The organism is Streptomyces sp. NPDC059564 (assembly GCF_042735575.1).
In the GTDB taxonomy this organism is placed as follows: domain Bacteria; phylum Actinomycetota; class Actinomycetes; order Streptomycetales; family Streptomycetaceae; genus Streptomyces.
On sequence record NZ_JBHWBP010000189.1, the window covers coordinates 1 to 14,210 of the forward strand.

General features: G+C 72.4%; 10 protein-coding genes. 3 read left to right on the top strand and 7 right to left on the bottom strand.

Annotated elements, in window-relative coordinates; all coding sequences use genetic code 11:
- From ACFV0Q_RS26570 to ACFV0Q_RS26585, 4 genes are all read right to left on the bottom strand, one after another.
- A partial coding sequence (locus ACFV0Q_RS26570) for a [protein-PII] uridylyltransferase (RefSeq protein WP_385008877.1) occupies positions 1 to 1,961 on the bottom strand: 1,961 nt, incomplete at its 3' end.
- A 17-nt stretch (positions 1,962 to 1,978) separates the two neighbouring features.
- A complete protein-coding gene (locus tag ACFV0Q_RS26575) occupies positions 1,979 to 2,317 on the bottom strand; it encodes a P-II family nitrogen regulator (protein WP_385008878.1) in 339 nt (112 codons plus the stop codon).
- The gene (locus ACFV0Q_RS26580) at positions 2,314 to 3,660 is read right to left on the bottom strand and encodes an ammonium transporter (RefSeq protein ID WP_385008879.1); all 1,347 of its coding nucleotides are present in this window, start codon (positions 3,658 to 3,660) and stop codon (positions 2,314 to 2,316) included. Before ACFV0Q_RS26580 ends, ACFV0Q_RS26575 begins: the two co-directional genes overlap by 4 nt.
- A 228-nt stretch (positions 3,661 to 3,888) precedes the next feature.
- On the bottom strand, positions 3,889 to 5,382 hold the full coding sequence (locus ACFV0Q_RS26585) for a hypothetical protein (protein ID WP_385008880.1): 1,494 nt from the start codon (positions 5,380 to 5,382) through the stop codon (positions 3,889 to 3,891).
- A gap of 408 nt (positions 5,383 to 5,790) precedes the next feature.
- Between ACFV0Q_RS26585 and ACFV0Q_RS26590 the strand changes: the two genes are divergently transcribed.
- On the top strand, positions 5,791 to 6,459 hold the full coding sequence (locus ACFV0Q_RS26590; RefSeq protein WP_385008886.1) for a bifunctional DNA primase/polymerase: 669 nt from the start codon (positions 5,791 to 5,793) through the stop codon (positions 6,457 to 6,459).
- Positions 6,460 to 6,545: 86 nt separating this feature from the next.
- Here the strand turns inward: ACFV0Q_RS26590 and ftsY are convergent, their stop codons facing one another.
- Positions 6,546 to 7,757, bottom strand: a complete 1,212-nt coding sequence (gene ftsY, locus ACFV0Q_RS26595; RefSeq protein WP_385008881.1) for a signal recognition particle-docking protein FtsY — start codon at positions 7,755 to 7,757, stop codon at positions 6,546 to 6,548.
- Positions 7,758 to 7,900: 143 nt separating this feature from the next.
- On the opposite strand from ftsY, the gene ACFV0Q_RS26600 reads away from it, so the two are divergent.
- Together ACFV0Q_RS26600 and ACFV0Q_RS26605 are read left to right on the top strand one after the other, a co-directional pair.
- A complete protein-coding gene (locus ACFV0Q_RS26600) occupies positions 7,901 to 9,340 on the top strand; it encodes a cytosine permease (RefSeq protein ID WP_385008882.1) in 1,440 nt (479 codons plus the stop codon).
- A 63-nt stretch (positions 9,341 to 9,403) separates the two neighbouring features.
- Positions 9,404 to 10,390, top strand: a complete 987-nt coding sequence (locus ACFV0Q_RS26605; protein WP_385008883.1) for an LLM class flavin-dependent oxidoreductase — start codon at positions 9,404 to 9,406, stop codon at positions 10,388 to 10,390.
- A 45-nt stretch (positions 10,391 to 10,435) separates the two neighbouring features.
- Here ACFV0Q_RS26605 and ACFV0Q_RS26610 read toward each other — a convergent pair whose 3' ends face one another.
- Positions 10,436 to 11,866, bottom strand: coding sequence for a sugar porter family MFS transporter (locus ACFV0Q_RS26610; protein ID WP_385008884.1), 1,431 nt, complete (start codon positions 11,864 to 11,866; stop codon positions 10,436 to 10,438).
- A 185-nt stretch (positions 11,867 to 12,051) separates the two neighbouring features.
- On the bottom strand, positions 12,052 to 14,210 hold a 2,159-nt coding region (locus ACFV0Q_RS26615), incomplete at its 5' end, for an AAA family ATPase (protein WP_385008885.1).

Consider the following 14,210-nt stretch of genomic DNA (forward strand, 5'->3'; position numbering starts at 1 on the left):
AGCGCCAGGACCCCGGCCGCCGCCGGGAGCACCCCGGGGTGGACTGGGACGGCGACGTCGAGTTCGACCACGACGGCGTCGTCCTCCTCGCGGCGGGCGTGCAGCGCGAGCACCGGCTCCCCGGTGCGCAGGGCCTCCACCGCCAGGCGTTCCTGTTCGGTGGTCGGGATCTCCAGCTCGGTGGCGGCGGGCGGCGCGCCCCGCAGGACGGCGGCCACCCGGGCCACGAGGTCGGCCACGAGGGAGCCCCGCCAGGTGCTCCAGGCGGCGGGCCCGGTGGCGAGCGCGTCGGCTTCGGTGAGGGCGTGCAGGATCTCCAGGGTCCCGGTCGAGCCGACGGCGACGGCGACGGCCTTCACGGTCGCGGGGTCGTCGAGGTCCCGCCGGGTCGCGGTGTCGACCAGTAGCAGGTGGTGGCGTACGAGGGCGCCGAGCACCGCGACGTCCTCCGGGTCGAAGCCCACCCGGGCGGCCATGTCGCGGGCGATGGTCTCGCCGGCCACCGAGTGGTCCCCGGGCCAGCCCTTGCCGATGTCGTGCAGCAGGGCCGCCATGAGCAGCAGGTCGGGGCGGCTCACCCGGCGGGCCAGCTCGGAGGCCCGTACGGCCGTCTCGATCAGGTGGCGGTCCACGGTCCAGGTGTGCACGGGGTTGCGCTGGGGCCGGCAGCGCACCCGTTCCCAGTCGGGGAGCAGCCGGGTGATCAGCCCCTCGGCCTCCAGCGCCTCCCACACGGCCACCGTGGGCTCCCCGGCCCCCAGCAGGGTGAGGAGCTGTTCCCGGGCCTCCGCCGGCCAGGGCACGGGCAGCGGCCCGGCCTGGGCCGCGAGGCGGCGTACGGCGTGCAGCGAGACGGGCAGGCCCGCCTGGGCGGCGGCCGCGGCGAAGCGCAGGGGCAGGACGGGGTCCCGGTCGGGCCGGGCGCCCAGCGCCAGGACGGCTTCCCCGTCGGACTCCACCACTCCTTCGGCCAGCGGTGCCCGCTCGGCGGCGGGCGCCCCCCGGGTGCCGAGCAGTCCGCGCAGCCGGGGCCGGGCGGCGCGGGCCCGCAGCACGCGGCCGACCTCGCGCCAGGTGACGTCTCCGGCGTAGGAGATCACCCGGGCGGCCTCGTAGACCTCCCGCAGGAGGGCGTCCGCGTCGAGGAGTCCCAGCCGGGCGGCGACCTGGGGCTGTTCCTGGAGGGAGAGCCGGTCGGTGGCCCGGCCCGTCACCAGGTGCAGGGCGTCCCGCGCGTCCAGCAGCCGCCGCCGGGCCTCGGTCAGGCCCTCGCGCGGGGCGTCGGCCAGCCAGGACGCGGCGACGGCCCGCAGCGCGGTGACGTCCCGGAGCCCGCCCCGGGCCTCCTTCAGGTCGGGCTCCAGCAGGAAGCGCAGCTCTCCGGCCCGCTCGGCCCGCTCGCGGCACAGGGCGTGCAGCTCGGGGAGCCGTCGTACGGCCTGGTTGCGCCAGTCGGCCAGTACGGAGGTGCGCACTCCGGCGAGCAGGCCGGCGTCCCCGGCGACGAGCCGCGCGTCCAGCAGCCCGAGGTGGGCCTTGAGGTCCTCGGCGGCGGTCTTGCGGGCCTCGCCCGGGGTCCGCACCGAGTGGTCCAGGGCCAGCCCGAGGTCCCAGACGGGGTACCAGAGGCGGTCGGCGAGCGCGCCCAGCGCCTGGGGCCGCGCCTTGCCGTCGTGGAGCAGCAGCAGGTCGAGATCGCTGCGCGGGGAGAGTTCCCCGCGGCCGTAGCCGCCGACGGCGACGAGGGCGGCGCCCCGGACGCCGGTTTCCCGCGCGGCGGTCGTGAACAGGGCGTTCAGCCACTGGTCGGACAGCGCGGACAGCGCGGAACGCCGGGAGGGCCCGGACCGCGACTCCTCCTGGAGGAGTCGCAGCCGGGCCGCGGCGTACCCGCTGGGTCCCGAGCCGTCCGGTCCGTCGTGGCCGTCCGTGCCGTCGGTGGTCTCTTCGACGCTCGTCACCCGGGAGCTCCCGTCACCTAGAGCGCGTCAGCGCCGCGCTCGCCGGTGCGGACCCGTACGACCGAGTCCACGGGGACGCTCCACACCTTGCCGTCGCCGATCTTGCCGGTGCTGGCGGCGCTGACGATGACCGAGATCAGCTCCTCGGCGTCGGAGTCCTCGCAGAGGACCTCGATGCGGATCTTCGGTACGAGGTCCACGGTGTACTCGGCGCCCCGGTAGACCTCGGTGTGGCCGCGCTGGCGCCCGTAGCCGCTGGCTTCGGAGACGGTCAGTCCCTGGATCCCGAAGGTGTGGAGGGCTTCCTTGATCTCGTCCAGCTTGTAGGGCTTGACGATCGCGGTGATCAGCTTCATGCGTCGACCTTCTTGCTCGCTGCGGCAACGGTGGCGGGTACGGAGGTGGTCCTGGAGGAGATGCCACCGCCGGCCCCGCTGAAGTCGTAGGCGGTCTCGGCGTGCTCGTCCTGGTCGATGCCCGAGACCTCCACGTCCTCGGAGACCCGCATTCCGATGGTCTTGTCGAGGAGGAAGGCCAGGATGGCGGAGACGACGAGGGAGTAGGCGAGGACCGAGAAGACTCCGACGGCCTGCTTGCCGAGCTGGGCCAGGCCGCCGCCGTAGAAGAGGCCGGCCGCGTCGGACTGGACTCCGCCGGTGGCGAAGAGGCCGACGAGGAGGGAGCCCGCGACACCGCCGACGAGGTGGACGCCGACCACGTCGAGGGAGTCGTCGTAGCCGAACTTGTACTTCAGGCCGACGGCCATGGCGCACAGCACACCGGCGATGGCGCCGATGGCGATCGCGCCGAGCGGGGAGCAGGAGCCGCCGGAGGGGGTGATGGCGACGAGACCGGCGACCGCGCCGGAGGCGGCGCCGAGGGTGGTGAAGGAGCCGTGGCGCAGCTTCTCGTAGCCGAGCCAGGCGAGCATCGCGGCGGCGGTGGCGACCTGGGTGTTGACGAACATGACCGCGCCGACGCCGTCGTCGTTGCCGAGCCAGGATCCGGCGTTGAAGCCGAACCAGCCGAACCACAGCAGGCCGGCGCCGAGCATCACGAGGGGGAGGCTGTGCGGGCGCATCGGGTCCCGCTTGAAGCCGACGCGCTTGCCGATGACGAGGATGACGCCGAGGGCCGCGGCGCCCGCGTTGATGTGGACCGCGGTGCCGCCCGCGAAGTCGATGACGCCGAGCTCGAAGAGCCAGCCTCCGGCGCCCCACACCCAGTGCGCGACGGGGAAGTAGACGACGGTGACCCACAGGGCGGAGAAGAGCACCCAGGCGCTGAACTTCACGCGGTCGGCGAGGGCGCCGCTGATCAGGGCGGGGGTGATGACGGCGAACATCAGCTGGAAGACGGCGAAGACGTAGACCGGGATGGTGTAGCCGTCCCACAGCTCGGTGATGCCGATGCCGCTGAGGCCGACGTAGTCGGAGTTCCAGCCGATCAGGGAGCCGGAGTCGGTGCCGAAGGCGAGGCTGAAGCCGAAGAGGACCCACAGGATCGTGACGATCCCGAGGCTGATGAAGCTCATCATCAGCATGTTGAGGCTGCTCTTGACGCGGACCATGCCTCCGTAGAAGAAGGCGAGTCCCGGGGTCATCAGCATGACCAGGGCGGAGCAGATGAGCATGAACCCGGTGTTCGCGGCAGACAGGGTCGGGGCGTCTGCCGCGAGGGTCGTGATGGCTGATGCCATCGGCGTCTCCTCGTCGTCGGTACGTTCGCGTGCGGGCGAGCGTGAAAACCTGAGCGGCGCAAGGCGTAGGCCGGGGGGCTGGCCTGGGGACTGGCCGGTTATTGGCCCTGAGATTCGCGCAGGCCGGTTTCCGGCGGCGCCGCTGGGTGTTTCACCGCGATGACGAAGAGGTCGTGCGTGTTACGCCTCAATGAACGGAACTCGAAGGCTCCTGGAGCGCGGGGGAGGCTAGACCGCCTCGGCGGCCTCGGGAAGCCGGGAGGCGAGGAGGTCGGTGAGCCGGACCACCTCGGCGACGTCGCCGTATTCACGGGCGGCGCTGTCGACGGTCTTGCGGAGCCGGGTGTTCACTCGCTCGGAGCGCACCTTTCGCGCCACGTCGAGGGCCCGGTCCACGAGGACGGTGGCCTGCTCGGGTTCGCGCTGGAGGAGGTGGACGGTGGCCATGCCGATGAGGTTCAGGGCGTACGAGCGCTGGTGTTCGTCGTCCTTGGAGAACAGCTCGACGGCCCGCTGCATGACCGGTTCGGCGAGGGACGCGTAGGTGGGGCTGCGTCCGGCCACGTAGGCGAGGTCGCGGTAGGAGTGGGAGTTCTCGCCGTTGAGCTCGGCCTCGGAGAAGAAGCGGATCCAGTCGGGCTCGGGCTCGCCGTCGAAGGCGACGTCGGAGAAGGTGTCCTCGGCCATCCGCACGGCCCGCTTGCAGCGGCTGGGCTGGCCCATGTTGGCGTAGGCGCGCGCCTCCATCGCATACAGCATGGCCTGGGTGCGCGGTCCGGCGCAGTCGCGGCTGCCGTACTGGGCGAGGTGGACGAGCTCCAGCGCGTCCTCGGGCCGTCCGAGGTGGATCATCTGGCGGCTCATGCTGGAGAGGATGTACGAGCCCAGTGGCTTGTCGCCGCCCTCCTTCGCGGCGTGCAGCGCGAGGACGAAGTACTTCTGGGCGGTCGGGTGCAGGCCGATGTCGTAGCTCATCCAGCCGGCGAGTTCCGAGAGTTCCGCGGCGACCTTGAAAAGCCGCTTCATCACGGGGGCCGGGTGGTTCTCCTGGAGCAGGTCGGTGACCTCGTGGAGCTGTCCGACGACGGCCTTGCGGCGCAGCCCGCCTCCGCACTGGGCGTCCCACTGGCGGAACATCACGGTGGTGGCTTCGAGCAGGCCGAGCTCCGGTTCGGAGAGCCGGGGCGGCCGGTGCCCGCCGAGCGCGCCGGCCGTGGTGCCCCCCTCGCGCGATCCGGGTTCGGCGGCCGGGGCCGGGACGAGCCAGCGCTGCATGGGCTCGATGAGGGCGGGTCCGGCGGAGAGGGCGAGCGAGGTCCCGAGGAAGCCCCGCCGGGCCAGCATGAGGTCGCTACGGGAGAACTCGCTGAGCAGCTCCACCGTCTGCGGGCCCGCCCAGGGCAGGTCGACCCCGGAGACGGAGGGGGTCTGGTGGGCGGTGCGCAGGCCGAGCTGTTCGATGGCGACGACGGAGCCGAAGCGTTCGGAGAACAGCTCGGAGAGGATGCGGGGCACGGGTTCGCGGGGCTGTTCGCCGTCGAGCCAGCGGCGCACCCGGGAGGTGTCGGTGCTGATGTGGTGGGCGCCCAGCTGGCGGGCGCGGCGGTTCACCTGGCGGGCGAGTTCGCCCTTGGACCAGCCGCTGCGGACGAACCACGAGGTCAGCTGGTCGTTCCGGTCGGCGGCCCCGCCACTCGTTCCGCTTGCGCCGCTGCCGCTCACTGGAACGCCCCCATCCTGCATCGCCTCTTCACCACAAACCCTGGCCGGAGCGGGTGGCGCCACCGGGGACCTTCACAGGTCCTCCACAGATTGCCTCCGGCATACCCACGGTCAGATCCGCCCTACGGGTTCGTGCACCGAAAGTAATCCTACGATCACCCCTGCCGCGAGGTCGATTCCAGAAACGCCACCATTCGCCACCCCTTCGAATGAACTCGCCACCGGCCAGGCGCGATTCACTTGACACCGAGGCGAAACGGAATGGTTGGACGGGAGTGCGCACGGGGCGCGCGCGGCGAGGAGTGCGCCGGGGCGGCCCCGGTGGAAGGCGCGGCGCACCCGTCCGCCGACCGGTCCCGCCGACGTCGTAACCACCGGCGCGTCCGACCCGTTGGAGGGGGCATGGGCATGGGCTTCACGATCGGCGGCAGCCGCGGCACCAAGGAGTTCCGTTCCGGTGTCCGGCGCCGCGGCCGGACCTCGGAGTGCACGACGGTGGCGGAGTACACCGGACTGTGGGGCTGGGACGCGGTCCCCGGCGCCCGCGCGGCGGCTCCGGCCCGCGACTGCTCCTGCGGTCATACGAAATGCGGCACGCCGGGGGCGCATCCGCTCGACTTCGCTCCCACCGTTCCCGGGGGCGCCACCCTGGACGAGGTCACCGAGGTCTGGGGCGAGTACCCCGGCGCGGCGATCCTGCTCCCCGTCGGCCGCTCCTTCGACGTGATCGAGGTGTCCGCGGAGGCCGGCCGGCGCGCGCTGGTGCGGATGGAGCGGATGGGGCTGCCGCTGGGGCCGGTGACGGCGACCCCGGACGGCCGCGCGCAGTTCTTCGTCGCCCCGGGGGCCGCGGCCGAGCTGCCGCAGCTGCTGTACCGGATGGGCTGGGACGACGCCGATCTGGACCTGCGGGCCCTGGGCCACGGTTCCTTCCTGACGGCCCCGCCCTCCGACCACGCGGGCCTGGGCCCGGCCGGCTGGCTGCGCCGGCCCGCGCTGGACTGTGCCGGCGGCCCCCCGCAGGCCCGGCTGCTGCTGGGCACCCTGGCCTACATCTGCCACCGCTTCCGGCGCTGAGGCCCCCACGGACGCCAGTGCCCCCGCATCCGGCGCGGATGCGGGGGCACTGGTACGCGTAGGACTGCTGATCCCGGAGTCGGTCCTCAGTCGCCGATCAGGGCGTCCACGAACGCCTCCGGCTCGAAGGGGGCCAGGTCGTCCGGGCCCTCGCCGAGGCCGATGAGCTTGACCGGGACGCCCAGCTCGCGCTGGACGGCGATGACGATGCCGCCCTTGGCGGTGCCGTCGAGCTTGGTCAGCACGATGCCGGTGATGTCCACGACCTCGGCGAAGACGCGCGCCTGGGTCAGGCCGTTCTGGCCGGTGGTGGCGTCGAGGACCAGCAGGATCTCGTCCAGCGGGCCGTGCTTCTCGACGACCCGCTTGACCTTGCCGAGCTCGTCCATGAGCCCGGTCTTGGTGTGCAGCCGGCCGGCGGTGTCGATGAGCACGACGTCCGCGCCCTCGGCGATGCCCTCCTTGACCGCGTCGTAGGCGATGGAGGCGGGGTCGCCGCCCTCGGGGCCGCGCACGGTGCGCGCGCCCACCCGCTCGCCCCAGGTCTGGAGCTGGTCGGCGGCGGCGGCGCGGAAGGTGTCGGCCGCGCCGAGCACCACGCTGCGGCCGTCGGCGACGAGCACGCGGGCCAGCTTGCCGGTGGTGGTGGTCTTGCCGGTGCCGTTGACGCCGACGACCATGACCACGGCGGGGGTGTCCACGCCGCTCTCGGTCTTCACGGCACGGTCGAAGTCGGTCCCGAGGAGGGTGACCAGCTCCTCCTTGAGGAGGGCGCGCAGATCGGCGGGGGTGCGGGTGCCGAGCACCTTGACCCGCTCGCGGAGCCGGTCCACCAGCTCCTGGGTCGGTGCGACACCGACGTCGGCGATGAGGAGGGTCTCCTCGATCTCCTCCCAGGTGTCCTCGTCGAGGTGCTCGCGGGAGAGCAGCGTGAGCAGCCCCTTGCCCAGCGAGTTCTGGGAACGGGCGAGCCGCGCGCGCAGCCGGACCAGGCGGCCGGCGGTGGGCTCGGGCACCTCGATCTCGGGCGCGGCCGGAGCCTCGGGCTCCACGACGACCGCGGGCGCCGGGGCCTCCGCCTCCGGGAGCACGACCTCCTCGATGGTGCGGCGGGGCTCTTCCGCCGTCTCTACGGCGTCCTCCCCCACCTGCGGTTCGGCAGGCGGGGCAGTGATGGTCGGCGTGCTCGACGGCGCCGTGGGCGGCAGCTGCTTCTTCTTGCGGCTGCTGACCACGAGCCCGCTGATCGCGCCGACCGCGACCAGGGCGATGACTACAGCAAGGATCAGGATTTCCATAACGACCCCAGTATCGGCCACGGGTCACGCCGAACCCCGGACCTTGGACGTTCGCACCAGGCTGGAAGCCTCTATTTGTTGTTTTAACGACAAATCTACGATGATGGGCAACTTGCCCCACACCCTCCCCCACGGAGTAGCGCATGCCTGCCGAAGAGCCCGCCGTCGAGACCCGCGGACTGGAGCCAGTGCCCGACAGCGAGCGCGGCGGCCGGGTCCGCGAGCTCGTCCCCACCTGGGTGGCCGCGAACATCAGCGTGCTGCTGCTCACCATGGGCGCGGGTCTGGTCATCTTCAACAAGCTGAACATCTGGCAGGTGCTCGTCGTCGCGGTGGCCGCGCCCGTGGTCTCGTACGGCATGGTCGGCCTGATCTCCATCGCCGGCAAGCGCGGCGGCTCGCCCGGCATGGCGCTGTCGCGGGCCGTCTTCGGGCAGCGCGGCAACCTCTTCCCCGGCGCCCTGATCTGGGTGGCCCGGTGGGGCTGGGAGACCATCAACGCGGTCAGCGGCGCCTATGCCGTCCTGACCGTCCTCGATCTCCTCTTCGGCATCAAGAGCAACACCGCCCTCATCGTCGTCACGCTGCTCTTCTTCGTGGGCTGCACCTTCGTGGTCTCGGGACTCGGCATCAACGCGCTGCGCGTCTGCTCGAAGTGGTCGACGTACCTCTTCGGCGGCTTCAGCGTGCTCGTCCTCGGCTACCTGGTCTTCACCACGGACTGGTCCGCCGTCTTCGGCAAGCCGGCCGGCTCGACGGCGATGATGATCGCGGGCATCGGCACCATCGCCGCGGGCGGCATCAGCTGGGTGCCCTCGGGCCCGGACTTCACCCGCTACCTGCCCCGCACCGCCTCCTCCAAGGGCATGGTCGCCGCGACGATCGGCGGCGCGGGCGTGGTCGTGCTCCCGATGGTCCTGATGGGCGCGGTCATGGCCGTCGGCACCCCGGACCTGGCCTCCGCCCAGGACCCGGTCTCCTTCATCGGCGAGCTGCTGCCTACCTGGATCGCGGTCCCGTACCTGCTCATCGCCCTCATCGGCATGCTGCTGATCAACTCGATGTCCATGTACTCCGCCGGCTTCACCGCGCAGACCCTGGGCATCAAGGTCCCGCGGGCCTGGGCGGTCAGCGTCAACGCGGTCATCAGCCTGGTCTGCGGCTTCCTGCTGATGGTGGTCGCGACCAGCTTCTTCGGCTCGTTCATCTCCTTCCTGACCCTGCTGGCCGTGGCCTTCTCCGCCTGGATCGGCGTCTTCGGCGTGGACATGCTGCGCCGCGAGTCCTACGACGGCCCCGCGCTGCTGGACACGACCGCGAGCAGCGCCTACTGGTACAAGGGCGGTTTCGCCTGGCAGGCGATGACGGCCTGGGGCGCGGCCCTGGTGGCCGGGCTGCTGTTCACGAAGGTGGACTGGTTCAGCGGGCCGCTCGCCTCGACCTGGACCGGGCGGAACGGCCTCGGCTGGGTGGCGGGCATCCTCACCTCGGCCCTGCTGTACGCCGTCCTGCCGCGCACCGCGACCCCGTCCGGCCAGGCGCCCGCCGAGGAGCACGAGCCCGTCGGAGCCCTGTCCAACTGACGCCACGTCAGCTAGCGTCCCCCTTCGCCCGCCCACCCACCTCCGGCGAAGGGGGACTCCTCCATGCCCATCACCGTGGCCCGGTTCAATCTCGTCGACCCGAACGGCACCCCCGAGACCCTCTCCGCCCGCTACAAGGCCGCCCTGGAGATGGCGAAGTACGCGGACGACCGCGGGATCGACACCATCCAGACCGAAGAGCACCACGGCACGGACAACAACTGGCTGCCCTCCCCGTTCGCCTTCGCGGGCGCGGTCTTCGGCGCCACCCGCCGGATCGCGGTCACCGTCTCGGCGATCATCGGCCCGCTGTACGACCCGCTCAGGGCCGCCGAGGACATCGCGGTGCTGGACCTGCTGAGCGGCGGCCGCCTGGTGACGGTGGCGGGCATCGGCTACCGGCCCGAGGAGTACGAGCAGCACGGCGTGGAGTGGGGCCGGCGCGGCCGGCTCCAGGACGAGCTGCTGGAGACCCTGCTGAAGGCGTGGACGGGTGAGCCGTTCGAGTACCGCGGCCGGACGGTGCGCGTCACCCCGCGCCCCTTCACGCAGCCCCATCCCCTGCTGCTGGTCGGCGGGAGCTCCGAGGCGGCGGCCCGGCGCGCGGCCCGGCTCGGGCTGCCCTTCTTCCCCAGCGCGCACCTGCCGGAGCTGGAGGCGTACTACCAGGCGAAGCTGGCGGAGTTCGGCACCGAGGGGTTCTGCATGATGCCCGCCGCCGAGACCCCGCTGCTGCACATCGCGGAGGACCCGGACCGCGTCTGGGCCGAGCACGGGGAGCGGTTCCTGCACGAGGCGGGGATGTACGCCTCCTGGCAGTCCAAGGACATCCGCAGCGCCGTACGGTCGGCCGCGCGCTCGGTGGCGGAACTGCGCGCGGAGGGCGTGTACCGGATCCTGACCCCGGACGAGGCGGTGACGTACGCGCGGGGCGCGGGCGAGGCGGGGAACCTGGTGCTGCACCCGCTGTGCGGCGGCATGCCGGTGGACGAGGGCTGGCGCAGCCTGCACCTGCTGTGCGAACGGGTACTGCCCCGGCTCAAGGACTGAGCCGGGGCAGCGCCCGCGGAGGAGTGGGGTGGTGGCGGGGGATGGTTACCCCATCTCCTCCAACGCCTTGCCCTTGGTCTCCGGCACCCACTTGAGGATGAAGGGGATCGAGAGCAGGGCGAAGCACGTGTAGATCAGGTAGGTGCCGGCCAGGTTCCAGTCCGAGAGGGTCGGGAACGACACCGTGATGACCCAGTTGGCGATCCACTGGGCGGCGGCGGCCACGCCGAGGGCCGCGGCGCGGATGCGGCCCGGGAACATCTCGCCGAGCAGCACCCAGACCACCACGCCCCAGGACAGGGCGAAGAAGAGGACGAAGCAGTTGGCCGCGATGAGGGCGACCAGGCCCTGGGTGTGCGGCAGGGCGATCTCGCCGGCCTCCGTGGACTTGTAGGAGAAGGCCCAGGCGGCGAGCCCGAGGGAGATCGCCATGCCGACGGAGCCGATGAGGGCCAGCGGCTTGCGGCCGATGCGGTCCACCAGCAGCATCGCGATCACCGTGCCGATGATGTTCACGACGGAGGTCTCGAAGGAGTACAGGAACGAGGAGCTCGGGTCGACGCCGACCGACTGCCACAGCGAGGAGCTGTAGTAGAAGATCACGTTGATGCCGACGAGCTGCTGGAAGACCGAGAGGCCGATGCCGATCCAGACGATCGGCAGGAAGCCGAAGCGGCCGCCGAGCAGGTCCTTGAAGGTCGACTTGTGCTCCGAGTGGATGGCCGCGTCGATCTCGCGGACCCGGGCGTCGGCGTCGATGCGCTCGCCCTCGACCTCGCGCAGCACCGTCTTGGCCTTCTCCATCCGGCCGACCGAGACGAGGAAGCGCGGGGACTCCGGGATGGCGAAGGACAGCAGGCCGTAGAGGACGGCCGGGATGACCATGACGCCGAGCATCCACTGCCAGGCTTCCAGGCCGCCGATCTCGCCGCGCTGGTCGCCGTCGGCGAGGCCCAGGATGCCCCAGTTGACCAGCTGCGAGACGGCGATGCCGATGACGATGGCGGCCTGCTGGAAGGAGGCGAGCCGGCCGCGGTAGGCGGGCGGCGAGACCTCGGCGATGTAGGCGGGGCCGATGACCGAGGCCATGCCGATGCCCACGCCGCCGATGATGCGCCACATGGCGAGGTCCCAGAGGGCGAACGCCAGCGCGGAACCGACGGCGCTCGTGGTGAAGAGGACCGCGGCGATCTGCATGCAGCGGATTCGGCCGATCCGGTCGGCGATGCGGCCGGCCGTGGCCGCGCCGAAGGCACAGCCGATCAGCGCGGCGGCGATCACCTGGGCGAGGGCCGCGGACCCGACGTCGAAGCGGTCGCGGATGGCCTCGACCGCGCCGTTGATGACGGAGCTGTCGTAGCCGAAGAGGAATCCGCCCATGGCCGCGGCGGCGGTGATGAAGATGACGTGCCCGAGGTGGTCGGGGTGCGCGCCCGCGCCGCCGGGCGTCGGTGCCTTCGCTGTGCTGCTGGTCAAGGTGTGCTCCGTGGGGGGTTTTGTCCGTTCTCCTAGTGGCGCACAGGTCAAGATCGGGCACCACCCGAAGGCGGGAGACAGCGGAGCGAGCCTATGCGTTCATTTCCTGAAGTCAATAGTTCATGTGAAGGTCGCGTTAACCGGCTTGATGGGCCATTGACTTCACTTCTTGAAAACTGGTGGGTTCAGCGCAGTCGCTGGCTGATCACCTTCGAGACCCCGTCGCCCTGCATCGAGACGCCGTAGAGCGCGTCCGCGACCTCCATCGTCCGCTTCTGGTGCGTGATGACGATCAACTGCGAGCTCTCCTGGAGCTCCTCCATGATCCGGATCAGCCGCTGGAGGTTGGTGTCGTCCAGGGCCGCCTCGACCTCGTCCATCACGTAGAACGGGCTGGGCCGCGCCTTGAAGATGGAGACCAGCAGCGCCACGGCCGTCAGCGACCGCTCGCCGCCCGACAGCAGCGACAGCCGCTTGACCTTCTTGCCCGGCGGGCGGGCCTCGACGTCCACTCCGGTCGCCAGCATGTCGTCCGGATCGGTGAGCACCAGACGGCCCTCACCACCGGGGAACAGCCGGGAGAACACCCCCTCGAACTCGCGGGCGGTGTCCCGGTACGCCTCGGTGAAGACCTCCTCGACCCGCCGGTCCACTTCCTTCACCACTTGAAGGAGATCGGCCCGGGTCTTGCGCAGGTCCTCCAGCTGCTCGCTGAGGAACTGGTGGCGCACCTCCAGCGCCGCGAACTCCTCCAGGGCGAGGGGGTTGACCTTCCCGAGCTGCTGGTAGGCGCGCTCGGCCGCCTTGAGCCGCTTCTCCTGCTGCGCACGGACGAAGGGGCCCGGCCGGTTGCGGGGATCCTGCGGATCCTCCGGCAAGGCCTCGCCCTCGGCCGCCGGGGACGGGGGTACCGGCTGGTCGGGGCCGTACTCCGCGACGAGCGCGGCCGGCTCCACCCCCAGCTCCTCCAGCGCCCGCGTCTCCAGCTGCTCGATCCGCAGCCGCTTCTCGGCGCCGAGCACCTCGCCGCGGTGCACGGAGTCGGTGAGCTTGTCGAGTTCGGCCTTGAGGTCACGGCCGCGGCCGCGGGCCTCGCCGAGCTCCCGCTCGCACAGCCCCTTGGCGTGTTCGGCCGCCGTGCGCTCCCGCTCCGCGCGGCCGATCGACACCTCCAGGTGCGCCAGCAGCTGCCGCGCACCCTCGGCCACGGCCCGGCCCACCTCGGCCTCGTGGCGCAGCCGTTGCCGCCGCCGCTCGGCGCGCGCCCGGGCCTCGCGCTCCGCCCGGGCCGCTCGGTCCAGGCCGTCCGCGCGGCCGGCCAGGCCCTTGACCCGCTCCTCGTGGGTGCGCAGCTGGAGCCGGGCCTCCATCTCGGTCTGCCGCGCGTTCGCCCCGTCGGCGGCGAGCCGGTCGCGCGCCGAGGTGTCGGGCTCCCGCTCGGCCGGCATCTCCTCCACCGCCGCGAGCCGCTCCGCGCATTCCTCTACGTCGACCCGTGCGCGCTCCAACGCCTCCTGCGCCTTGGCTGCGGCCAGGGCGCTGCGCTCGGCTTCGCCCAGGGCCCCCTTCGCCTGCCCGGCCAGCCGCCCGAGCTGCTGGGCGACCCCGGCCCGGGCCCGCTCCCCGGCCCGGCGCCGCTCGGCGAGCTCCTCGGCCAGGGCCGCTGCCGCGTCCCGGCGGCCCCGGGCCTGCTCCTCGGCCCCGGCCAGCTCCCGGCACTCCCCGTCGAGCCGTTCCAGCCCGGCCGCCGCCTCGTCCACGGCGGCCTGCACCTCGATGAGACTGGGCGCACCGGCGGAACCACCGTGCGCGAGGTGCGCCCCGAGCACGTCCCCCTCGACGGTCACGGCAACGAGCCCGGGATGCGCCGCCACCACCGCCTCGGCCTCCTCCAGCGTCCCGACCACCACATGCCCCCGCAGCACCCAGGCCACGGCCCGCCGCACCTCGGCATCACCCCCCACCAGCCCGGCCGCGTCCCGCCACGCGCCCGCGGCGACGTCCCCGGCCACACGAGCGTCCGGGTCCTGCGGCGCTGCGCCGACCTCCACGGCCGTGCGGGCATCCAAGTCCTGCGGCGCTGCGCCGACGTCCACGCCCACGCCGACGTCCACGCCCACGCGGGCGTCCGCCACGGCGCGGGCGTCCGGGTCCTGTGGCGCCTCGGCGCCAGATGTCCGTACGGACGCCGTCCCGGAACCGGAGCCCGGGGCGGCGCCGTGGCCCGCCGCCTCCACCCGCAGGTGGGGGGTGGCGCCGGCCTCCGGCCCACCGGGCACCTCCGGCCCTGGAGGCACGAGGGTCTGGGGGCGGAGCCCCCGGTTTCGGGAAGGGGCGGGGTGGC